Source organism: Stenotrophomonas sp. YJH_SMC_43, assembly GCF_059372535.1.
In genome coordinates, this window is the sequence record NZ_JCAFVQ010000001.1 from 823,207 (window position 1) to 845,981 (window position 22,775).

Here is a 22,775-nt window from a genome sequence, read left to right on the forward strand (position 1 = left end):
AAAGGGAACCGCGATTTCAACGCGGACGCACAACGGTCCACCACGGCCAACGCTGCTCGATGTGGATCGGCAGGGCGCGCGCCAGCAATTTCAGGGCCTGCAGGCTGTCCAGGCGCGGCAATACCGCGGTGACATTCAATGCGGACAGTGCCGGATCACAGCCCAGATAGCCCTGATGGTGACGGGCCAGTTCGTCGATCACCCGGATCAACGGCGTGTCCTGCACCTGCAGGCGTCCGTCCTGCCAGTCGCCGCGCAGAGGATCGGCAGCGACCGCTGTGAGTCCCCCCATCGGTCCGATCTGCAGCGCACTTCCCGCAGGAACATCCAGCGCCGCACCGAACATCGGCAGGCACCGCACCACACCCTCGAACACGTCCAACCGGCCGTCCTGCGCTTCGCGGCCGACCGCGAAGCGGGTGCCGATCGGCTGCAGGCGCGCCCCGGGCACATGCACGGTCAGGGGCAGGCCGACGAATGCAGGGTGGTGGCTGGTCTGCAGCAGCAGTTCGCCGCGCAGCAGATGCAGGGCGCGGTGGCCGTTGCCGATGTCGACGGTCACTTCGCTGCCGGCGTTGAGCCACAACTGGCTGCCATCGGCCAACGTCCAATGACCGGTACGCCCGGCAGCGGTGCGGTGCGTCTGCAGGCGGCGCTGCGCCTGAAGCCCATGCAGGCCGAGCAGGGAGACCGCGCCGATGCCGAGGGCGCCACCGATGCCGCGCAGCGCCCGCCGCCGGCGAAGGCGCGCAGCATCAAGTGCCGTTGCAGCTGCCGGAGCCGACAGCGGGGCGAACGATTGCCAGACCGCCTCGACCCGTCGCCAGGCGTCGGCGTGATCAGCATCGGCCTGCAGCCAGGCGTGCCAGCGTTGCTGGTCGCCGTCGCTCCAGCCCTGTTGGCGCAGCGCGAACCATTCGGCAGCCTGTTCCAGCGCCGGGCCGGCCAATGCCGCGCTCATGCCGCCGCGTCGCCGGACAGGCGCAGGCAATGCAGCATCGCCTGCGCCATGTACTTCTTCACCATGCGCTCGGACACGCCCAGCTGCACGCCGATCTGTGCATAGCCAACGCCGGACAGCCGCGCCAGCAGGAACGCGCGCCGTGGCCGCTCGGCGAGGCCGGACAGCATGTCGGCGATGGCATGCAGCAACTGCAATGCCTGGGTGCGCTCCTCTGCCGAGGGATGCACCGGCTCCGGTTGGGCGGCCAGCGCGGTCAGGTAGGCGCGTTCCAGGTCCGCGCGCTGCCAGTGGTTGACCAGCAGGGCGTGCGCGATGGTGCTGAGATAGGCGCGCGGCAAGCGCAGTTCTGATGGATCGACACGACGGCTGAGCAGGCGCAGGAAGGTGTCCTGGGTCAGGTCGGCGGCGCAGTCGGCGTTGTGCGTGCGGCGGCGCAACCAGCCGAGCAGCCAGCCATGGTGTTCACGGTAGAACCCCGCCAGCGCAGTGCTGGAGGCGGCGGGCACGGCCATCGGTATTGATCATTAATGAGAATGATTCCCATTATAGGGTGATCGAGCGGCGCGCGACAAACGTTGCGCGGGGCGCAGCGGGGGAGGTCGCCGGATTTGCGATGCCCGACGTGCTCGCCGACACTGCGGTTTTCCACAGGGAGTGCCCGCATGTTCAGCCACATCACCGTTGGAACGAACGACATGGACGCCGCGCATCGCTTTTACGATGCACTGTTCGGTGCGTTGGGCGCACGTCCGGGCGTCTTCGATGACAAGGGCCGTCTGGTGTATTTCAAGGATGGCCGTATGTTCATCGTCACCGCGCCGATCGACGGTCAGCCGGCATGCCACGCCAACGGCGGCACCATCGGCTTCACCCTCGACAGTGCTGAGGCCGTGCGTGGCTGGCAGGACGCCGGCGTGGCCCATGGCGGCACCGCCATCGAAGACCCGGCCGGCATCCGCAGCATGGCCGGGCGCCAGCTGTTCCTGGCCTACCTGCGCGACCCGGATGGCAACAAGCTGTGCGCGGTGCATGTGATGTCGTAATTGGACAGTACGCGCGTGGCCGCGTCGCAGGCAGTGCGCGCGGCTGTGCTCGCAGGCGTCTGCCGGCGCGCGCGTGATAACACGTAATGGTGGATCGGGCCTGTGACCGCTGGCCACAACTTCATGCTCTGTCCACTGCGGTTCAGCCACAATCGGTCGGCTAACCCTTTGATCTACCGGAGAACGCCGCCCCATGGATGTACTGGAGCCGCAACAATCCCCGGTGCGCACCCTTCGGCCTGTGTTCGCCTTCGCGGCGATCGTTGTCGTGGCGTTCGCGCTGTTCGTCAGCCTGTTCCCGCTGGGCGCAGGCCGCCTGCTGCTGAAGGCGCAGGACTGGGCCGCACTCAACGTCGGCTGGTACTACCTGCTGGCCATGACCCTGTACCTGGTGTTCGTGGTCGGCGTGGCGCTGTCCAAGTACGGTGGCATCAAGCTCGGTGCCGACCATGACGAACCGGAGTTCAGTTACCTCTCCTGGGCCGGCATGCTGTTCGCTGCAGGCATCAGCATCACCCTGTTCTTCTTCTGCGTTTCCGAGCCGCTGACCCACTACCTGCAGCCGCCGCAGGGCGATCCGGCGGCGGGCGAGGCCGGCGCGCGCCAGGCCATGCAGCTGCTGTTCCTGCATTGGGGACTGCATGGCTGGGGTGTGTTCGCGCTGGCGGCGATGGCGATGGCCTACTTCGCCTACCGCCACAACCTGCCGCTGGCACTGCGCTCGGCGCTGTACCCGCTGATCGGCAAGCGCATCAACGGCCCGATCGGTTACACCGTGGACGCGCTGGGCATCGTCGCCACCGTGTTCGGCATCGGCGCCGACATGGGCTTCGGCGTGCTGCACCTCAATGCCGGGCTGGCGCACCTGTTCAACATCCCGCATTCCAACCTGGTGCAGATCATCCTGGTGGTGGCGATGATGGGCGCGGCGGTGGCCGTGGCCGTCTCCGGCGTGGAGAAAGGCGTGCGCTGGATGGCCAACATCAACATGCTGCTGGCGATCGCGCTGGTGCTGTTCATGCTGTTTGCCGGGCCGACGCAGTACCTGTTCAGCACCTTGATGCAGAACCTGGGCGACTACCTCGGCAGCGTGGTCGGCAAGAGTTTCGATGTGTATGCCTACGGCGGCCGACCGGAATGGCTGGGCGGCTGGACGGTGTTCTACTGGGCCTGGTGGATCGGCTGGGCGCCCTTTGTCGGGCTGTTCATCGCGCGCATCTCGCGCGGCCGCACCATCCGCGAATTCGTGTTCGGCGTGTTGCTGATTCCGCTGGGCTTCACCCTGGCCTGGCTGTCGATCTTCGGCAACAGCGCGCTGGACCAGGTGCTGCACCACGGCCAGCAACAGTTGGCGCAGCTGGCGGTGGATGATCCACCGACCGTGCTGTATGCGCTGCTGGACGGCTACCCCTGGAGCCGCGCGGTGATCACGGTGACAGTGCTGGTCAGCTTCATCTTCTTCGTGACCTCGGCCGACTCGGGGGCGGTGGTGTTGTCCACGCTGTCCTCGCATGGCGGCGCACCCGAGGATGATGGTCCGCGTTGGCTGCGGGTGTTCTGGGGCACGGTGATCGCGGTGCTGACCGCGGGCCTGTTGCTGGCCGGCAGTATCGACGCACTGAAATCGGCGGTGGTGCTGGCGTCGTTGCCGTTCTCGGCGATCCTGTTGTTGATGATGTGGGGGCTGACCCGCGCCTTCAGTGACGAATCGCACCGCAAGCGCGCGCTGCAGTACCGGCCATCGCCGCTGATCGGCGACGATCGCCACCACCAGGGCTGGCGCCAGCGCCTGAGCCAGGCGATGCATTTCCCGGTGCGCGACCAGGTCTACCGCTTCATGGATGACACGGTGAAGCCGGCGATGGAAGCGGTGGCCGAGCAGCTGCGCGGGCAGGGCTGGGACGTGGCCACGCGCTTCGAGGCGGGCGACATGGAGTTGACGGTCAACCATGGCGAGCAGCAGGACTTCCTGTACCGGGTGATCCTGAGCGGTTACCTGACCCCGTCGTTCGCCGCACAGCAGCTGCGCAACCAGCGCTACTACCGCGCCGAGGTGCACCTGTTCGAAGGCAGCCAGGACTACGACCTGGTGGGCTACAGCCGCAAGCAGATCATCAACGACATCATCAGCCAGTACGAACGGCACCTGCAGTTCCTGCACCTGAGCCGGTGATGCGGTGGGTGCGGACCGTTGGTCCGCACCCCCTGTAGAGCCGAGCCCGCGCTCGGCTCCTCGGTGTCCGAAGAGCAGCCGAGCATGGCTCGGCTCTACAGTGGCAATCAGAACCTGTAACGAGCGCCCAGCGAGACGAACTGTCCGCGCAGGTTGTACTGGCTGATGTCGAAACCGTTGGAGCCACCGGCGGGGTCGAACGGCGGGTCCTTGTCGGTCAGGTTCAGCACCGACAGCGACAGCGTGGTGTTGGGAATACCTTCGTACGCTACGTACAGGTCCAGCTGGTGATACGGCTTGATGCGGTCGCGCAGGCCCGGGTTGCTGGTTGCCGTCGCCACACGCTGGTCGTAGCCACTCACGTACTGCAGGCTCAGCGTACTGCTCCAGTCGCCCACCGCCCAGTTCAACGAGGTGGTGCCGCGGGTACGCGGCAGCGCGCCGTGGCGGTTGTTGCCGGCGCCGTCATACGGTGCCTGCCCAGCCACCAGCGGCTGCTTGAAGCTGAGCAGGTGGGTCCAGCTGCCGGCCACGGTGAAGTTGCCCCAGCCCACGGTGCGGAAGGTGCGGTTGGCGTCCAGGTCCAGGCCCGAGGTGGTCAGTTCGCCCTGGTTGGCGTACTGGTTGGTGATGAACTGGATGCGTCCCTGCGCATCACGTTGCACGCGACCGGGGAACAGCGTCGGGTTGTCGACGATGAACTGCGCGCTGTCCGGCTTGACCAGGTTGTCCTGCTCGATGCGGTACCAGTCCAGGCCGATGCTGGTATCACCATCCGGCGACCACACTGCACCCACGTTGAAGTTGCGCGAGCGCTCCGCCTTCAGATCCGGGTTGCCGGTGCGGATGTTGGTCACGCCACGGCTGCCGCCCGGTTGCAGCGGATCCAGCGGATCGATCACCGAGCCGTAGCTGACGGTCTGGCCCGGCGCGATCTCCGGCAGCGAGGGTGCCCGGAAGCCGCGCGAGAACGAGCCGCGCAGCAGCAGGCTGTCCAGCGGCTGCCAGCGCAGCGCCACCTTCGGCGAGAACGCCTTGCCGAAGTCATCGTAGTGATCGCCGCGACCGGCCACCTGCAGCTCCAACGTGCGGTGCAGCGGCACGCTCAGTTCGGCATAGGCGGCGCTGACCTGGCGCTCGCCATTGACCACGTTGATGGCCGGACGCAGTTCGGTGCCCGACAGCACCTGCGCACTGGTGCGCGCGTCCAGCGATTCCTTGCGGAACTCCGCACCCCAGGCAAAGCCGACCGTACCGGCGGGCATCTCCCACAGCGAGGTGGAGGCCTTCACGTTCAACGCGTGCAGCTTGTACCAACCCGGACGCTTGGTCTGCAGGCGCAGTGCATCCAGCGCGCCCGGCGTGCTGGACGGGTTGAGGAAGTTGTAGCTGCCCTCGCGCAGGATCTGCTCGAACGCATAGCGATTGACGAAGTTGTCGACGTACTCGCGCTGTGCACTCTGCGAGGTCAGTGCCGCCACTTCCCAGTCCCAGCGTTCGCCGCTGCCGCGCACGCCCGCCAGGGCACGGTAGAACACCTGCGTGTTGTCCTTCAGGCGCGGGCCGAGATCGAAGAAGGTGTACTCGAACGGCAGTGGCGTACTGCCCGGGTTGTTGGGATGGCCGACCGGCAGCACCGCCGGCACGTCGATGAGCGTGCCGGTAGCCGGGTTGTAGGCACGCAGGCCCGGGCCAACGGTCAGCGGCGCACTGAAGATCTGGTCGGCCTTGTTGTGGCTGTACAGCACGTCGGCGAACGCTTCGACACTGTCATTGAAGCGGTAGGTCGCACTCAACGACGCCTGCAGGCGCTCGGCGCCGGGCTGCAGGGTCTTGAACGGCTGCGCGTTGAAGGCGCAGGCCTGGCCGGGCAGGGTGCTGCCGAAATCGCTGTAGGGACGCAGCTGACTGCCATCCGGGCAGTTGGCGAACGGTTGCGGCGCGCGCGGGTTGGACAGCCAATTGCCACCGGCGGTGGACCAGCCGGCCAGGCGTCCGCCGGGCTTGTCGCGGAAATCGCCGCTGCGGGTATAGGCGCGCTGGTCGGCGTCGAGGCGATCACGCTTGAGCAGGTCCAGCCCGAACAGCACGTTCCAGCCCTGCTGCTCCAGGTCGCCGAAGCCGGCCAGCAGGTTGGCCTTGCGTTCGTCCAGGCCGGCCTGGGTGGCGGTACCGAAGCCGCCGCCCACTTCCACGCCCTGGAAGTTCTTGCGCAGGATGATGTTGATGACACCGGCGATGGCGTCGGAGCCATACACCGCCGAGGCGCCGTCCTTCAGCACTTCGATGCGTTCCACCGCGCTGATCGGCAGCGCGTTGAGGTCGACGAAGGTGTCCTGGGTATTGAGCGCGAAGCCGAAGTTGGACACGCGGTAGCCGTTGACCAGCACCAGTGTGTTCTTCGGCGACAGGCCACGCAGGCCGATCGAGGCCGAGCCGGCGGCGAAGCTACCGGTGTACTGCTCGTCGAAGCTGTTGCCGGCATTGGCCGACAGGTTGCGCAGCACGTCGGTGAGGGTGGAGCGGCCGGTCTGCTCGATCTGTTCGCGGCTGACGATCTGCACCGGGTTGGGCCCGGCGGTATCGCTGCGCTTGATGTTGGAACCGGTCACCAGCACGGTGCCGAGGGTGGTGCTGTCCTTGCCGGTGTCGGCGGATTCAGCGGCGCCGGCAGCGCCGCCGGTGAGGCCCAGCGCAATGGCGCCAGCAAGCAGGTTCAGGGTGGTGCGGTACATGGAAGCGACAACGCCGAACGGGGGAGGAGCCGTCAGTACCGCATGCAGGTACATGCACCTTCCAATGACGAAAGCGCATTCAGTTATACATCACAGGTTCTTAACGAAAGTAAGCGCTCTCGGCGGCGCGGTCTGTGCTTCGGTGGGTGCGGACCGATCTTTGGTGGGTGCGGACCGTTGGTCCGCACGCCCCTGTAGAGCCGAGCCTACGCTCGGCTCCACACACTGGCCGGAAAGCAGCCGAGCATGGCTCGGCTCTACAGAACGCAATGTCAGACGATCACGGCCGCAGCAGCACCTTGCCGTTACGACCCGAACCCGCACCGGCCTTCGCTGCCTGGGCGATGTCGTCCAGTGCGAAGATCTGCTCCACCGGCAGCGTCAGCTCGCCGCCAGCCGCACGCTTCAGCAGTTCGCCAACCAGCCGGCGCTTTTCCTCCACCGCCATCGCCTGGCTGACCTTGCTGCCCCAGAAGCCCTTCACCGTCGCTTCCTTGTAGATCAGGCCGCCGGCCGGGATGCGCATCGGTTCGCCGCTCATCACGCCGAACGACACCAGCGTGCCGTTGTGGCCGAGCAGGTCGACCAGGTCACCGCTGGCGTCGCCGCCGATGGAATCCACGGCGGCCGCCGCCTGTGCTTCGCCGGTCGCTTCACGAACGCGATCCTTCCAGCCGTCCACCGAGGTGTCGAACACATGATCGATACCCAGGGCCTGCAACTGTGCGACGGCATCCGCATTGCGCACCAGGTTGGCTACATGCACGCCACGCGCCCGCGCCAGCATCGCCAGCGACTTGCCCACCGCGCCGTTGGCGGTGTTCTGCACGATCCACTGGCCCGCCTCGACGTGCAGGAACTCCAGCAGCATCAGCGCGCTCAGCGGCATGGCGATCAGCTGCGCGGCCATTTCGTCGGGGATCGCCTCCGGCATCGGAATCACCATGCGTGCCGGCGCGATGAAGGCCTCGGCCCAGGTACCGTGTACCGAGGCCGCGGCGACGCGCTGGCCGATCTGCAGGCCGTCGACACCATCGCCGAGTGCATCGACCACGCCCAGCGCTTCACTGCCACCGATCGCCGGCAGGGTCGGCTTGTAGCCGTAGAGGCCGCGCACGGTCAGCAGATCGTGGTTGTGGATCGAGGCCAGCACGGTGCGGATGCGCACCTCGCCGGGGCCGGGCTCAGGCAGCGGCGCATCGGCAATGGCAAGGACGTCGGCCGGGTTGCCGAAGGAGGGGTACTGGGCAGCGCGCATGGGTGGTGTTCCGGGGAAAGTGGATGTTGTACCGAACTGGGGCCGCAGGGGCTGTCGACAAGGCGCCGCAGCTGCAACACGGCATCCTGCGACTGATCGTCGCGACATGTGCTGATTACCGCATCTTGTGTTGACGGTTCGGGATATCCCCACTATGTTGTGGCCGTCACTCCCGGTCAGCCGCCGCCGCCGGACATGCAGCAAACGTCCCGCGGCCCGCCCCTGAAGGCTTGCCGTGTCGACGCGGCCGCCATCGTGCGGACGCAGGTCGCCCCCACGGCCCGGATACCGGCCGCAGGCGCAGGCAGATGCCGACGACCTACGTTCCCGTGCCCTGGCAATCCACCCGTTCGCCCCGTGCGCCGGTATCGCGTTCAGGGCCGCCATGGCATCGACCGCCAACGCGCGTGCGAGCCTGGAGTTTCACCACCATGACCGACAGTACCTTCCGCGTGGCCGATCTGGCCGGCGCTGGCGACGCCTTGCGCGCCGGTGGCGAGCGCGTGCCGACCTGGATCACCAAGGAGGCCGGCAACCGCCGCCTGCCGTTCGAGGCCGAGCGCCTGCAGCGCAGCATCGACGCCGTGCATGCCGAGTTCCCGCAGCTGGACGTGAGCGACTATCGCCGCGTGGTGCAGGCGATGGTCGAGCGCAAACCGAGCATCAGCGCCGACGACCTGGTCGATCTACTGATCCGTGAGGCCGAATCGCGGGTGGACCTGGTTGCACCCGAGTGGGAACAGTTTGCCGCGCGCATCTACCTGCGCCGCCTGTACAAGCGCGCCAGCCGCAACCGCTTCTACGACGTCGGCCTGAAGTACGGTTCGTATGTGGGCCTGCAGGAAAGCCTGGCTGACCGCGGCATCTACAGCAACGACATCCTGCGCTGCTATTCGAAGGAAGAGCTGCAGCAGGCCGGCGAGATGATCGACCCGGAGCGCGACCGCCTGTTCGCCTACAACGGCCTGTACCTGCTGGCCACGCGCTATCTGGCCAGCGACCGCAGCCGCGAGGTCTACGAACTGCCGCAGGAGCGCTGGCTGACCATCGCGCTGTACCTGATGCAGGAGGAAAAGCCGCGCGAGCGGCGCATGCAGCTGGTCGGCGAGGCGTACTGGGCGCTGTCCAACCTGTACATGACCGTCGCCACACCGACCCTGGCCAATGCCGGCAAGGTGGGTGGGCAGCTGTCCAGCTGCTTCATCGACACGGTGGACGACAGCCTGCAGGGCATCTATGACTCCAACACCGATATCGCCCGCGTGTCCAAGCACGGTGGCGGCGTCGGCGCCTACCTGGGCTATGTGCGCAGCAGCGGCGCGCCGATCCGGGGCGTGGCCAATTCCTCCGGTGGCGTGGTGCCGTGGATCAAGCAGCTCAACAACACCGCGGTGTCGGTTGATCAGCTTGGCCAGCGCAAGGGCGCGGTGGCGGTGTACTTGGACATCTGGCACCGCGACATCGAAGCGTTCATGGACCTGCGCCTCAACAACGGCGACCAGCGCCTGCGCGCGCACGATGTGTTCACTTCGGTGTGCGTGCCCGACCTGTTCATGGAAGCGGTCGAGCGCCGCGCCGACTGGTACCTGTTCGACCCGCACGAGGTGAAGCAGGCCAAGGGCTGGTACCTGCAGGACTTCTACGATGAGACGCGCGGTGCGGGCAGCTTCCGCGACCGCTATGCCGAACTGGTGGCCGACGAGCGCATCAGCCGCCGCACGGTGAAGGCGATCGATCTGTTCAAGCGGATCATGCTCAGCCAGTTGGAGACCGGCAATCCGTTCCTGTTCTACCGCGACGAGGTCAACCGCCGGAACCCGAACAAGCACGCGGGCATGATCTATTCCAGCAACCTGTGCACCGAGATCCTGCAGAACATGAGCCCGACGCGGATGATCCAGGAGATCGTCAGCGGCGACCAGATCGTCACCACGCGCCGCGCCGGTGACTTCGTGGTCTGCAACCTGTCCTCGATCAATCTCGGCCGGGCAATCAGTGCGCCGGATGACCTGCTGGCCACCGACGTGCTGGAGCGCCTGATCCCGATCCAGGTGCGCATGCTCGACAACGTGATTGACCTCAACGCGCTGCCGGTGCCGCAGGCCACCATCACCAACCGCAAGTACCGCGCCATCGGCCTGGGCACGTTCGGTTGGCACCACCTGCTGGCGCAACAGGCGATCCAGTGGGATTCACCGGATGCCGAGGATTTGGCCAACCGTCTCTACGAGCGCATCAACTTCCTGACCATCCAGGCCAGCGCGCAGCTGGCGAAGGAGAAGGGCAGCTACCCGATGTTCGCGGGCAGCGACTGGCACAACGGGCGTTACTTCCGTGACCGCGACTACAGCGGCGCCGCGTGGGACAGCCTGGCCCGCGAGGTCGCCACGCACGGCCTGCGTAACGGCTGGCTGCTGGCCGTCGCGCCGAACATGAGCACCGCTCAGATTGCCGGTTCCACCGCGTCGATCGACCCGATCTACAGCGCGTTCTACTACGAGGAAAAGAAGGACTTCCGGCGGCCGGTGGCGGCTCCGGGCCTGTCGCTGGAAACCTGGCCGTACTACGAGAAGGGTGCCTACAAGGTCGACCAGTTCGCCAGCGTGCGCCAGAACGCCCGCCGCCAGCGCCATGTCGACCAGTCGATCAGCTTCAACCTGTATGTGCCGAGCACGATCCGCGCGAGCACCCTGCTGGAGCTGCACCTGAGCGCCTGGCGCGAAGGCCTGAAGACCACCTACTACGTGCGCTCCAACGACATCGACATCAGCGAATGCGAATGGTGCTCCAGCTGACCATCCACGGTAGCGCCGGGCCACGCCCGGCGAGCGCATCGCGCGGCCGTCGCACATTCCGCCGGGCATGGCCCGGCGCTACCCCCTGCAGGTAACACCATGGCAACCCCCCTCGACCGCATCAAGATCCTCGAACCGCGCCATCCCAACCGCAGCACCGGCATCATCAACGGCCGTACGAGCGGCATCCTCAACTGGAACGATATCCCGTATCCGTCCTTCTATCGGGCCTACAAGGAGCTGTCGACCAACTTCTGGATTCCCGACGAGGTCGACATGAAGCTCGATGCCCGCCAGTACGGCGAGCTCAACGCACGCGAAAAGAACGCCTACGATTCGATCATCGGCCTGCTGGCCACGCTCGACTCACCGCAGACCCGTTTCATCTACAACGTCGCCGAGTACATCACTGACCCGGCCGCGCATGCCAATGCGGCGATCATCGGCCAGCAGGAAGTGATCCATAACGAGAGCTACAGCTACGTACTGGCCTCGATCACCGACCTGCCGAACCAGAACCGCATCTTCGAGATCGCCCGCACCCACCCGACCATCATCAAGCGCAATGCCCCGATCATGGGCGCGTATGACGACTTCATGCGCGAGAAGACCGCCGAGACCCTGCTCAAGTCGCTGATCCAGTCCTCGATCCTGGAAGGCATCAACTTCTATTCCGGTTTCGCCTACTTCTACAACATGGTGCGGCAGAACCGCATGAACGGCACCGGCAAGATCATCAGCTTCATCAATCGCGACGAGCTGGCCCATACCAAGTTCATCAGCGAGCTGATCCGCGCCATCATCGGTGAAAACCCCGAGCTGCAGACCAATGAGTTGACCGCCTATGTGCACCAGTCATTCGAACATGCCATCGAGCTTGAGACGCAGTGGTCGTCGGAGGTGCTGGATGGCATCGATGGCATCGACGTGGACGAGATGGTGCGCTACGTGAAGTACCGCGCCAACAAGATGGCCGGCATGCTCGGCATCGAGCGCCTGTACAGCGACGCCACCGACAATGTGATGCCGTGGATCAAGGCCTACGCCGACAACTTCACCGAGACCAAGACCGACTTCTTCGAGATGCGCAATGCAAGTTACAAGAAGACCAACGTCGACAACGGCTTCGACGATCTCTGAGCCTGGCGCCGCGCTGAGCATCCTGATGGTGGTCGCCTCCTTGAGCGGCAACACCCGCGAACTCGGCCGGCAGATCGCCGAGCGCTGCCGTGCCGTGGGGCATGCCGTGCACTGGTACGAGGCCGACGACCTGCGGCAGGCGCCGCCGCTGGCTGCCGGCGAGGCCGATCTGGTGCTGCTGGGCTGCTGGACCGACAACGCCGGCCGCACGCCGGCGGAGATGAAGGCATGGGTGGCCGGCATCGCCGAGCGCGGCGAGCGGCCACGGCAGCTGGCGGTGTTCGGCACCGGTGAAACGCAGTGGGGGCAGGAGTACTACTGCGGCGCCGTGCACCGGCTGATCCGCTATTTCCGCAGCGACTACCCGCCGCTGGAGATCGAACAGATGCCGCATGGCCAACGCCATGCCGGGACCATCGATGCCTGGACCGATGCGGTCCTGGCCCATTACTGGAGCAACACCGATGCAGATCATCGACGCCACCACGCCTGAGCAGTTCCAGCAGCTTCTGGCCGAACATCCGCGGGTGCTGGTGGATTTCCACAAGGACCAGTGCCCGGGCTGCCGGATGCTGGAGGTGTCGTTGCACCGGGTGGCCAACAGCGTGGCGGGGCAGGGCACGACCCTGCTGCGCGTGCAGTTGGAAGTGCTGGGTGAGGCGTTCTTCAGGGAGCTGGGGCTGCGGCAGACCCCGACGTTGTCCCTGTTCCGTGACGGTGATGAGCGCACGCGCCTGGCAGGGTTCCAGTCACCGCAGCAGATCGAGGCCGCGATCGCGTTGCATCTGTAGAGCCGAGCCCATGCTCGGCTGCCGTTCGCGCGGTGAGCGATGAGTCGAGCATGGCTCGACTCTACAAGGGCATCCACGCATGGCGTGGATCTACCGGGGCAGGGTCCGTGGTTCGGCGTCAGGCTCCGCTGAAGGTATCCACCAGCAGCTTCACGTTCAACACCACGATCACCAGCGCGATCACCCAGGCAATCGCGCCCAGCCAGCGTGGTGCCACCAGCGCGCCCATCGTCACTTTGTCGGTCACGATCCGCACCAGGGGAATGATCGCGAACGGCAGCTGCATCGACAGCACCACCTGGCTCAGCACCAGCAGCTTCACCGCGCCCTGGTCGCCGAACAGCATGATCACCACCACCACCGGAATGATCGCCAGTGCGCGCGTGATCAGCCGACGCAGCCACGGCGGCAGGCGCAGGTGCAGGAAGCCTTCCATCACGATCTGGCCGGCCAGCGTGGCGGTCACTGTCGAATTCAGGCCCGAGGCCAGCAGGGCAATCGCAAACAGTGTCGCCGCCGCGCCCACGCCCAGCATCGGCGCCAGCAGCTGGTGCGCCTGCTCGATGTCTTCCACATCGAAACGGCCATTGGCATGGAACACCGCCGCCGCCAGGATCAGGATGCTGGCGTTGATGAACAGTGCCAGCGTCAGCGCGAGGGTGCTGTCGGTCACCGCCCAGCGCAGCGCGCTGCGACGGCCCTCGTCGGTGCGCGGATAGGCGCGGGTCTGCACGATGGAAGAATGCAGGTACAGGTTATGCGGCATAACCGTGGCGCCGATGATGCCGATGGCGATGTACAGCGCGTGCGGATCAGTCACTACCTGCGCGCGCGGAATGAATCCGCCCAGCACGTCCATCACCGGCGGTGCGGCCAGCGCGATCTGCACCATGAAGCAGCCGAAGATCACCATCAGCAGCGCGATCACGAAGGCTTCCAGCGCACGGAAGCCGCGGTTCATCAGCAGCAGGACCAGCAGCGTATCCAGCGCGGTGATCACCGCGCCCCACAGCAGCGGCAGGTCGAACAGCAGCTTCAATGCGATCGCGGTGCCGATCACCTCGGCCAGGTCGCAGGCGATGATCGCTGCCTCGCACAGCGCCCACAGCGCCAGGTTCACCGGCTTCGGGTACCGCGCGCGGCAGGCTTGCGCCAGGTCCATGCCGGTGGCGATGCCCAGCCGTGCCGACAGCGCCTGCAGGATCACCGCCATCAGGTTGGAGATGAGGATGACCGACAGCAGCAGGTAGCCGAAGCGCGAACCGCCGGCGAGGTCGGTGGCCCAGTTGCCTGGGTCCATGTAGCCGACCGAGATCATGTAGCCCGGGCCGAGGAAGGCCAGCAGGCGGAACCACCAATGGCCCTTGTCGGGAACGGCGACCGAGGCGTTGAGCGCGCCCAGGCTGGCCGGGGTGGAGGCCGAAGGGTCGTGGGGCGCCAGGGTGTTCATGGGTCCGAATATAGCTCCTGCTATAGTCATTAGCAATGTGAAACAATCGTCTTTATCGCGTTACTGGTCCAGAATTCAGTTTCAAACCCGGAGTAGACCGGAAGGACAGGCGCAGGCGTGGGCAAGACCGACGATTCGACATCGCTGAAAAGCACCCCCTTGATCGAGGCTGAGCGCCAGGTCGAGAGCTTCCGGCAAGTGCGCGAAGCGCACCGGATGGAGCTGGTGGAGGACTATGTCGAGCTGATCTCGGACCTGCTGGCCGACGGCGGCGAGGCCCGCCAGGTCGACATCGCCACCCGCCTGGGCGTGGCCCAGCCCACCGTGGCGAAGATGCTGCGGCGCCTGGCCCGCGATGGCTGGGTGGTGCAGCGGCCGTACCGCGGCGTGTTCCTGACCCCGGAAGGCGAGGCGCTGGCCCATGCCAGCCGCCAGCGGCACCAGACCGTGGAGCGTTTCCTGCTGGCGCTGGGCGTGGACCCTGATACGGCACGGCGTGATGCGGAGGGTATCGAGCACCATGTGAGCGAGCAGACGCTGGCGCTGTTCGAGGCGTTCGTGCGCAAGGCCGAGGGCGAGGCGCCGTAACGGTAGCGCCGGGCCATGCCCGGCGGCCGTTCGCGCGATCCCGGTTTTTGTAGAGCCGAGCCATGCTCGGCTGCCGTTCGCACGGTGATGGAATGCGTCGAGCATGGCTCGACGCTACAGGTCAGGCGGGCAGCGGGCCTGTTCCTGCGCACACGCCTGTTTCGTCCACTCCTTCAGCACCGGCTGCAGACCGTCGTAGCGACGTCCATGCCAGCCATTGGCCAGCACCGTGCCGTCGGCATCGATCAGCACCAGGTTTGGCGGTGCCAATCCGGCCAATGCCTGCAGGGCCGGCATGCGCGCGGCGCGGCGCGGGTCCAGTACCGGCCACGGCATGTCCTGCGCGTGCATGTAGCGGCGCAGCGCGCTCTCGCTCTCATCCTGGCTGACGTACACCACTTCGGTATCGGCGCCGGCTTGGCGCAGGGCATCACGCACGCTGCGCAGCGTGGGTACGAAGGCATGGCACGGTGCACACCAGTCGGCACCGAAGTACAGCGCCACCAGTTTCGGCGGCTGCGTCCATTGCATCGGTCGCAGCGAGCGCTGTTCCGGCCGCATCAGCGAGGCCGAGACCTGCGCGTGCAGGTCCGCAGCCGTCGCCGGTGCGGCCAGCAGCACGGCACAGGCCAGCAACAACGCTCGCAGAGCTTCAGAACGCATAGCGCAGGTTGACGTACCACGAACGCGCGAAGCGCGGCCCGTAGACATAGTCGCTGTCACGCAGCGCGCCCACTTCCAGATCTTTCTGGCGCTGATCGAACACGTTCTTGACACCCGCGGCCACCGACACTTCCTGCTGCGCCTGCGCGCCCAGATGTCGGTGCCAGCGAGCACCAAGATCGGTGACGAGGAAGGAACGCGTACGGTGCAGCTCGCCCAACCGGTTGTTCAGCACCGACATCGGCCCGGTATGGCGCAGCGCGACGAAGGTTTCCCACGGCTCGGCGGGCATCCAGCTGAGCTGCGCCAGGCCGGTCCAGCGCGGGGTCTTCAGGTAGTCGCGGCTTTCGATGATGGTGTCGCCACCGTCGCCGGTGTCGTCGAAGATGCGCTGCGGTTCGCGGAAGCGCGAGCGGTACCACGAGGCACCGGCGGTCAGGCGCCACTGCGGCGACGGTTGCCAGCCGAGGTTGGTTTCCGCCCCCAGTACGTTGGAGCCGGAGGCGTTGTAGCGCAGCTGGCTCAGTTGTCCGTCATCGCCGCGCTGGATCTCGCCCAGCGCGAAGGTGTCGCGGATGCGTGCATAGGAGGCGGTAGCATCCCAGCTCCACACTGGATTGGCCGGGTCCGAGCGCCAGTCGAAGCCGAACAGGGTGGTCAACGCGCGCTCTTCCTTCAGGCCATCGGTGTTGCGTACGCGCACCTGCTCGCCACCCAGCGTATCGACGTGCACGTCCTCGACGAAGATCTCCGGTGCACGGAAGCCGGTGGCGACGCCGGCGCGCCACTTCAGGTTCGGGGTGGCCTGCCAGGCCAGGGCGATGCGCGGCGAGAACACCGCGCTGTCCAGCTCCGAGCTCTTGTCCACGCGTGCGCCCAGTACCAGGTCGACGTTGTCACGCAGGCTCCATTCGTCCTGGATGAAGGCGCCCAGGTTGTGGAAGGTTGCATCTTCCAGCACCGCCAGGCGCTGCCCGTCACCGGTGCGGTTGTCGTCGCGCAGCGCCTCGTGCTTGTACTGCACGCCGAAGGCCAGCGCGTGCGCGCCCAGCCGCCAGTTCAACTGGCTGTCGATGTAGTGCAGCGGGTTGTGGGTGCGGCCGTATTGGCGCCACGAACGCGAGGCCGCGCTGCCGGCCACGTTGGGATCCAGCTGCGACGGGTCATGGCCGGGGGCAGACGGATCGGTAACCACGTCGCCAAGACCGCCGTAGAAACTGTCGCGGTCGATGTCGGCGAAGGCGTAGGCCAGGCGGAAATCGGCGTCGGCATTGATTTCCTGATCCCACGACACGCTGCCGCGCCGGTATTTCGTATCCAGCGATTCGGCGATGTTGGTTAGGTATTCGGGCTGATCCAGTCGATTGCCGCCACGCCGGGTTTCATCGGTCACCTGCAGGTCCAGGCGCAGCCGCGTGCCTGGCGTGGGCGCGTACCAGGCCTGCAGCCCGCCGACCTTGAGGTTCTTGCGGGTGATCTCGGTGTAGCCGTCACCGTTGTAGTCGATGCCGCTGTTCCAGTTGCGCTGGGCAATCACTGAAAGCCCGGCGTCGGCATCTTTCGCCACCAGGTCCAGGCGCACGTCGGCATTCTTCTGCGGTGTGCCCTTCAGGACATCCACGCCGGCCTGCACATGGCCACCGCTGCGCGCCGGCAGCGGCGGAATCAGGTTGATCACACCGGCCACCGCACCCGGGCCGTACAGCGCCGAGCCGCCGCCCTTGACCACTTCGATGCGGTCGACGAACCCGGCCGGGATCTGTTCCAGGCCATAGACGCTGCCCAGCGTGGACAACAGCGGGATGCCATCGAACAACAGCTGGTTGTAGGCACCGGGCAGGCCCAGCAGCTGCACTTCGCTGGTGTTGCAGTTCTGGCAGTTGCTTTCCACGCGCAGGCCGTTGATCAGCTCGGCGGCGCGCGAGAAGTCGGTGGCCGCGCGCAGCGCGATGTCTTCCTTGCGCAGCACTTCGGTGCGGATCGGGACATCGGATAGCAGGCGTTCGCTGCGGGTGGCGGTGCTGACCTTGACCTGCACGCGGTCCAGCTCGGTCGGCTTCGAGGTGGCGGCCAGTGCAGGCAGCGGCAGGGTCAGGGCAATGGCGGCGGCCAGGGGCAGCCGATGGAAGAGGGGCGTGGCAACGGGCATGAGGGCGTCGTCCTTGGGAGAAGAAAGGCGGCGAGGGCGACCTGGCTGACGCATATGAAAGCAGCGGCTTATGAATATAGCAAGTGCTATATAACGAAGCCGAGGCAATTGCGATTGGGGCGCCAGTCGAGTCAGATCATGCTTGTGTTATAACATTACATAAAAAGACCGCAACCCTGCCGGTGGTCATGTCCATAGGATGGAGTTGCCGTATAGGCGCGGTCGGATCGTCAGCCGCGACGGAATGCGGCGGGGGTACGGGCGCCGACGATGATCATGCGGATCATCGTGGAAATCTGTTCGACCAGTTCCGGATCCTTCTCCGGCGGCAGGTCCATGGCGGTGGCACCCATCGCGAAGACCAGCCGGGTGATGGCCTTGGCCACCAGTTCGGGGGCATGCAGCACGGCGCCATCCAGCGCGGCCAGGCGCACCAGGTCGTGCTGCAGCTCTTCCTCGAAGTAGTGCAGCTCACGCTCGACCGCGTGCTTGAAGTCGTCCGAACCGACCGCGCCTTCGCGCAGCAGTACGTGCAGCAGCTTGTCGTCGGCGCGCAGCTGCTCCATGAAGGTCTCCACCGAGACCCGTACCACGCTGGTGGCGGTGGAGGTGGCGCGCTGGCGGGCCTCGCCGATGATGGTGCGCAGCGAACGGCCGGCTGCATCGATCAGCGCCACGGCCAGTTCGTCCATGTCGCGGAACTGCCGGTAGAAGCTGTTCGGCGCAATGCCGGCCTCACGTGCCACTTCGCGCAGGCTGAGCGTGGACAGGCTGCGGTGCGGCCCGATCAGTTTCAGGGCGGCGGCCAGCAGATCCTCGCGGGTCACCGTACGGCGGGCCGGGCTGTTGGCATCTTCGGGCGTCGACAAGGCGGTGGCGGCGGCCATGGGGGTTCCGGTAGGGCGAGGCTGAATCATACCCAATCCGGTTCAATATACACATGTATACACAGGTGTATGTGCGCCCGTATAGTTCACTCATGAGCGCTGTCGTCCGTCCGTCCCTGTTCTCTCCGTACCGCTGGGTGTCGCCGTCGCTGTTCGATTTCTGGGCGGGCCAGCTCAATCCCCTGTGGACCCTGCGCGAGCCGGTGGCCCGCCTGGTCCGCCGCGAGCCGGCTGGCGAGGGCGCGGCGACCCTGGTCCTGCGCACCAACCGGCACTGGGCCGGCATGCGCGCCGGCCAGCACGTTAACCTCGGCGTCGAGATTGAAGGACGCCTGTGCCAGCGCAGCTACAGCCCCACCGCACTGGGTCGGCGCGAGCTGGCGATCACCGTCAAGGCGATCGACGGCGGCCGGGTCAGCCAGCATCTGGTCAACCATGCACAGCCGGGCGAACTGTTCCGCCTCGATGCCGCCTTCGGCGAGTTCCAGATGCCGGCCGCGGCGCCGGTGCTGCTGCTGGCTGCCGGCAGTGGCATCACGCCGATGCGCAGCCTGTTGCGCGACGCCTGCCAGCGGCCGCTGGCAGCACCGGTGGACCTGTTCTACTGGGAGCGCACTGCTGCCCATCTGCAGTTCCGTGATGAACTGCGGGCGCTGGCTGCGGCACATCCGAACCTGCGCGTGCATCTGCTGGCCACCCGCGAGGGTGAGGCGCCGGCCGCGCGAATTGATACCCATGATCTGCAGGTGGCCGGTGATGACACGCCGCTTGCGCAGCGCCATGTGCTGGCTTGCGGCCCGGACGGCTTCGTTGCCGCTGCGCGCGAACGCCTGGCGCACCAGGTGGCCGGCTTCCAGGCCGAAGCCTTCACCCCGCCGGCGCCGCTGCGCGATGCCAGCAGCGAAGGAGAGGTGTCGCTGACGCTTGCGCGCAGTGGCCGCCAGCTGAGCGTGCCGCGTGGCCGCTCGCTGCTGGAAAGCCTGGAAGCGCATGGCATCAAGCCCAAGCACGGTTGCCGCATGGGCATCTGCAACACCTGCACCTGTGATCGCGTCAGTGGCGCCACCCGCCACCTTCGCACCGGCGACCTGCAGTCCGAAACGGCACAGCCGGTGCGGATCTGCGTGAGCGCACCGACCACCGACCTGACTCTGGATCTCTGAGGACGCCTGCCATGACCCGCGCTACCGACCGTGCCCTGAGCACCGCCGAGATGCATGCCTTCGGTGAGGAACTCGATGCGATCCGCGACCGTGTGATCGGCAGCCTCGGCGCCTCCGATACCCGCTACATCCGCCGTGTGGCTGCCGCCGTGCGATGGTTCGGCGTGGGTGGCCGTGGCCTGCTGTTCCTGGCAGCATTCTCGCCGCTGTTCTGGATGCCGCTGCTGTGGCCGGCCGCGATCACTGGCACGCTGCTGCTGGCGTTGTCGAAGATCCTGGAGAACATGGAGCTGGGCCACAACGTCATGCACGGCCAGTTCGACTGGACCGGCGACCCCAAGCTCAATGGCAACACCTACGAGTGGGATATCGTTGCCACCGCCGACAACTGGCGCAAGACCCACAATTTCCGCCACCACACCTATACCAACGTGCGTGGCATGGACGATGACATCGGCTACGGCCTGCTGCGCATCTTCCCGGAACAGCGCTGGAAGCCGTTCTACCTGCTGCAGCCGATCATCGCGCCGATCTTCGCGCTGCTGTTCCAGTGGGGCGTGGCCGCGCAGGACCTGCGCCTGGGCCGTTGGCTGAAGGGCCGCATCAGTGGCCGTGCGATGTGGATGCAGACCCGCCCGGTGGCGCGGAAAATGGCCCGCCAGGTGCTGAAGGACTACGTGTTCTTCCCGCTGCTGGCCGGCCCGTTCTTCCTCACCGTGATGCTGGGCAACATGGTGGCCAACGGCCTGCGCAACATCTGGACCTACGTGATCATCTTCTGCGGCCACTTCACCGCAGAGTCGGAAACCTTCCCGAAGGAATGCCTGCGCAATGAATCGCGCGGTCACTGGTACCTGCGCCAGCTGCGCGGTTCGTCCAACATCAGCGGCGGCTTCCTGATCAATGTGCTGTCGGGCAACCTCAGCCACCAGATCGAGCACCACTTCTACCCGGACCTGCCGGCCAACCGCTATGCGGCCATTGCCAAGGAAGTGAAGGACATCTGCCGCCGTTACGGCCAGCACTACAACAACGGCTCGCTGCCGCGCCAGTTCGGCCAGGTGGTCTGGCGCATCCTGCGCCACGCGTTCCCCAGCAAGCCGCGCCGCCTGCCGATGCCGGACATCATGTCCGCACCGGCATCGGCCAACGCGGGCTGATCGACTCAGCCCGCCTTCGCCAGGGCCGCCTGTTCGCGGTCCAGGCGGCGCAGGAACACCTGCATTTCCTTGTGTGCCTGCTGGTCACCCTTGCTGCCGGCCACGCTCAAGCCGCGTTGCCATGCTTCGCGCGCCGCCAGCGGCTGGCCACTGGCCAGCCAGGCTTTGCCCAGCAGCTTCCACGCCGCGGAATACTGCGGATCAAGCACCACGCACCGGCCCAGATGGGTGGCCGCGCGCACCGGGTTCCCCGCATCCAGCCAACCCTTGCCCAGGCCGAAGCGCAGCAGCGCGCCGTCCTTGCCGTTGGCAAGCATGCATTCCAGGGCTTCGATGTTCATCCGCGCACCTCCACCAGCAATTCGGTGGGGCCGGGCTGGAAGCGGCCACGATGGAACAGCAGCGGCGCGCCGCCGTTCTCGTGCACTTCGATGATGCGGCCAGCCAGCAGCAGATGATCACCCACCGGCCACTGTGCGTGGCGGGTACAGGTGAGATGGGCGACCGCACCGGCGATGCGTGGTGGGGCATCCTCGTCATCATCCAGCAATGCCAGGCCGTCGAAGCGGTTGCGGACCTGCGGATCGGCAAAGCGCCGGGCCAGCGCTTCCTGGTCGGCCGCCAGCACGCTGATCGCAAAGCGGGTGGCGCGCTGGAAGGTGGACAGGCTCTGCGCATGCAACGCCAGGTTCCACAGCACCAGTGGCGGCTGCAATGACACCGGCACGAACGAATTGATGGTCAGGCCGATGGGTTTGCCCTGCGCATCGCGCGTGCAGACGATTGCCACGCCGGTAGGAAAGTGACCGAGCAGCCGCCGCAGGGCCCGCGGCGGCATCTCGACCGACGGCACCGGGGCCGGGGCGGGGAAAACCCCCGCCCACGGCCCGGCGTACGGCAGCGTTTCGCCGCTCATGAGGCCCTGGCCTGGCGGTAGCGCCGGCCGACCTCGGCCCAGTTGATGATGTTGAAGAACGCACCGATGTAGTCCGGGCGACGGTTCTGGTAGTGCAGGTAGTAGGCGTGTTCCCAGACATCCAGTGCGAGGATCGGGGTGTTGCCGGACAGGCCCACGGCCGCACCCATCAGCGGGCTGTCCTGGTTGGCGCTGCTTTCCACCTGCAGGCGACCATCGCGATCGCTGGTCAGCCAGGCCCAGCCGCTGCCGAAGCGGGTCTGCGCCGCCTTGGTGAAGGCCTCCTTGAAAGCATCGAAACCGCCGAGGTCACGGTCGATGGCGGCGGCCAGTTCGTCATCGGGCGCACCACCGTTGGTGCTGAGCACGGTCCAGAACAGGCTGTGGTTGGCGTGGCCACCGCCGTTGTTGCGGATGGCGCCGCGCTGCGCCTCGGGCACGGCATCGAGGTTGGCGATCAGCGCCTCGACCGGCTGCTCGGCGATGCCGGCCTGCTCGATGGCGGCGTTGAGGTTGTTGACGTAGGCCTGGTGGTGCTTGCTGTGGTGGATCTCCATCGTGCGCGCATCGAAATGCGGCTCGAGGGCGTCATAGGCATAGGGAAGCGGGGGAAGCGAGTACGACATCGAAGCAATCTCCGTGGGGAAGGCCAGAGAGGCTGGCCGTGGGGAGATCGTTATCGCACCTCAACATTGGTTGAGGTCAAGGGGAAGGATTGAAATGCGTGAAAGGGAGCAAGAGCGACGTTGTAGTGCCGGCCACTGGCCGGCAATCAGCGAAGGTCGGGTTGGCGGCCAGCGGCCGGCACTACGAGAACCCGCTTTTCGAACCTCACCGGCGCGCTGATGTGTTGCCCGCGCTCGCAGGAAACCGTCGGGTGGCGGGGGAAGGGGCTGGCCG

General features: G+C 66.4%; 20 protein-coding genes. 9 read left to right on the top strand and 11 right to left on the bottom strand.

Annotated features, from left to right (window positions below; translation table 11 throughout):
• Positions 1–16 precede the first annotated feature (16 nt).
• Positions 17–961: a FecR family protein gene (locus tag AC5QAH_RS03900; protein ID WP_495232102.1), complete on the bottom strand. Its 945-nt coding sequence runs from the start codon at positions 959–961 to the stop codon at positions 17–19.
• Positions 958–1,476 (bottom strand): sigma-70 family RNA polymerase sigma factor, encoded by a 519-nt coding sequence (locus AC5QAH_RS03905; protein ID WP_495232103.1) that lies wholly within the window; start codon positions 1,474–1,476, stop codon positions 958–960. The genes AC5QAH_RS03900 and AC5QAH_RS03905 overlap by 4 nt, the downstream gene beginning before the upstream one ends.
• Before the next feature lie 150 nt (positions 1,477–1,626).
• Here AC5QAH_RS03905 and AC5QAH_RS03910 point away from each other — a divergent pair, with 150 nt between their 5' ends.
• Positions 1,627–2,007, top strand: coding sequence for a VOC family protein (locus AC5QAH_RS03910; protein ID WP_010485179.1), 381 nt, complete (start codon positions 1,627–1,629; stop codon positions 2,005–2,007).
• Positions 2,008–2,200: 193 nt separating this feature from the next.
• A complete protein-coding gene (gene betT / locus AC5QAH_RS03915; RefSeq protein ID WP_134958429.1) occupies positions 2,201–4,180 on the top strand; it encodes a choline BCCT transporter BetT in 1,980 nt (659 codons plus the stop codon).
• A gap of 107 nt (positions 4,181–4,287) precedes the next feature.
• On the opposite strand, the gene AC5QAH_RS03920 is transcribed toward betT, so the two are convergent.
• On the bottom strand, positions 4,288–6,969 hold the full coding sequence (locus tag AC5QAH_RS03920; protein ID WP_495232104.1) for a TonB-dependent receptor: 2,682 nt from the start codon (positions 6,967–6,969) through the stop codon (positions 4,288–4,290).
• 226 nt (positions 6,970–7,195) lie between these two features.
• A complete protein-coding gene (locus tag AC5QAH_RS03925; RefSeq protein WP_241874028.1) occupies positions 7,196–8,173 on the bottom strand; it encodes a zinc-binding dehydrogenase in 978 nt (325 codons plus the stop codon).
• A gap of 431 nt (positions 8,174–8,604) precedes the next feature.
• Here AC5QAH_RS03925 and AC5QAH_RS03930 point away from each other — a divergent pair, with 431 nt between their 5' ends.
• From AC5QAH_RS03930 to AC5QAH_RS03945, 4 genes are all read left to right on the top strand, one after another.
• Positions 8,605–10,968, top strand: coding sequence for a ribonucleoside-diphosphate reductase subunit alpha (locus AC5QAH_RS03930; protein ID WP_049480877.1), 2,364 nt, complete (start codon positions 8,605–8,607; stop codon positions 10,966–10,968).
• 99 nt (positions 10,969–11,067) lie between these two features.
• Positions 11,068–12,108: a ribonucleotide-diphosphate reductase subunit beta gene (locus AC5QAH_RS03935; protein WP_241874027.1), complete on the top strand. Its 1,041-nt coding sequence runs from the start codon at positions 11,068–11,070 to the stop codon at positions 12,106–12,108.
• Positions 12,109–12,133: 25 nt separating this feature from the next.
• Positions 12,134–12,601 (top strand): flavodoxin, encoded by a 468-nt coding sequence (locus AC5QAH_RS03940; RefSeq protein ID WP_241874026.1) that lies wholly within the window; start codon positions 12,134–12,136, stop codon positions 12,599–12,601.
• Positions 12,573–12,899, top strand: a complete 327-nt coding sequence (locus AC5QAH_RS03945) for a thioredoxin family protein (RefSeq protein ID WP_010485192.1) — start codon at positions 12,573–12,575, stop codon at positions 12,897–12,899. Before AC5QAH_RS03940 ends, AC5QAH_RS03945 begins: the two co-directional genes overlap by 29 nt.
• A gap of 118 nt (positions 12,900–13,017) precedes the next feature.
• Here AC5QAH_RS03945 and AC5QAH_RS03950 read toward each other — a convergent pair whose 3' ends face one another.
• Positions 13,018–14,349 carry an Nramp family divalent metal transporter gene (locus AC5QAH_RS03950; protein WP_010485195.1) on the bottom strand — a complete coding sequence of 444 codons (1,332 nt, stop codon included), beginning with the start codon at positions 14,347–14,349 and terminating at the stop codon, positions 13,018–13,020.
• 117 nt (positions 14,350–14,466) lie between these two features.
• Here AC5QAH_RS03950 and mntR point away from each other — a divergent pair, with 117 nt between their 5' ends.
• Positions 14,467–14,937, top strand: a complete 471-nt coding sequence (mntR, locus tag AC5QAH_RS03955) for a manganese-binding transcriptional regulator MntR (RefSeq protein ID WP_006372477.1) — start codon at positions 14,467–14,469, stop codon at positions 14,935–14,937.
• 114 nt (positions 14,938–15,051) lie between these two features.
• Here the strand turns inward: mntR and AC5QAH_RS03960 are convergent, their stop codons facing one another.
• The 3 genes from AC5QAH_RS03960 to fabR all read right to left on the bottom strand — a co-directional run bounded on the left by AC5QAH_RS03960 (position 15,052) and on the right by fabR (position 18,636).
• Positions 15,052–15,600: a thioredoxin-like domain-containing protein gene (locus tag AC5QAH_RS03960; RefSeq protein WP_241874025.1), complete on the bottom strand. Its 549-nt coding sequence runs from the start codon at positions 15,598–15,600 to the stop codon at positions 15,052–15,054.
• Positions 15,590–17,749, bottom strand: a complete 2,160-nt coding sequence (locus tag AC5QAH_RS03965; protein WP_272773643.1) for a TonB-dependent receptor plug domain-containing protein — start codon at positions 17,747–17,749, stop codon at positions 15,590–15,592. Before AC5QAH_RS03965 ends, AC5QAH_RS03960 begins: the two co-directional genes overlap by 11 nt.
• A gap of 230 nt (positions 17,750–17,979) precedes the next feature.
• Entirely contained in the window at positions 17,980–18,636 is a 657-nt protein-coding gene (fabR, locus tag AC5QAH_RS03970) for an HTH-type transcriptional repressor FabR (RefSeq protein WP_019336273.1), read from the bottom strand.
• A 92-nt stretch (positions 18,637–18,728) separates the two neighbouring features.
• Between fabR and AC5QAH_RS03975 the strand changes: the two genes are divergently transcribed.
• Both AC5QAH_RS03975 and AC5QAH_RS03980 read left to right on the top strand, forming a co-directional pair.
• The gene (locus tag AC5QAH_RS03975) at positions 18,729–19,799 is read left to right on the top strand and encodes a ferredoxin reductase (protein ID WP_313411590.1); all 1,071 of its coding nucleotides are present in this window, start codon (positions 18,729–18,731) and stop codon (positions 19,797–19,799) included.
• An 11-nt stretch (positions 19,800–19,810) separates the two neighbouring features.
• Complete coding sequence (locus AC5QAH_RS03980) at positions 19,811–20,959, top strand: fatty acid desaturase family protein (protein ID WP_010485207.1); 1,149 nt, start codon at positions 19,811–19,813, stop codon at positions 20,957–20,959.
• Between the two features lie 5 nt (positions 20,960–20,964).
• On the opposite strand, the gene AC5QAH_RS03985 is transcribed toward AC5QAH_RS03980, so the two are convergent.
• From AC5QAH_RS03985 to AC5QAH_RS03995, 3 genes are read right to left on the bottom strand one after another with little or no spacing between them, the layout of a single operon-like run.
• Entirely contained in the window at positions 20,965–21,300 is a 336-nt protein-coding gene (locus AC5QAH_RS03985; RefSeq protein WP_019336271.1) for a tetratricopeptide repeat protein, read from the bottom strand.
• Positions 21,297–21,875 (bottom strand): flavin reductase family protein, encoded by a 579-nt coding sequence (locus AC5QAH_RS03990; RefSeq protein ID WP_021204258.1) that lies wholly within the window; start codon positions 21,873–21,875, stop codon positions 21,297–21,299. The genes AC5QAH_RS03985 and AC5QAH_RS03990 overlap by 4 nt, the downstream gene beginning before the upstream one ends.
• Entirely contained in the window at positions 21,872–22,501 is a 630-nt protein-coding gene (locus AC5QAH_RS03995; RefSeq protein ID WP_049480884.1) for a superoxide dismutase, read from the bottom strand. Before AC5QAH_RS03995 ends, AC5QAH_RS03990 begins: the two co-directional genes overlap by 4 nt.
• Positions 22,502–22,775 lie beyond the last annotated feature (274 nt).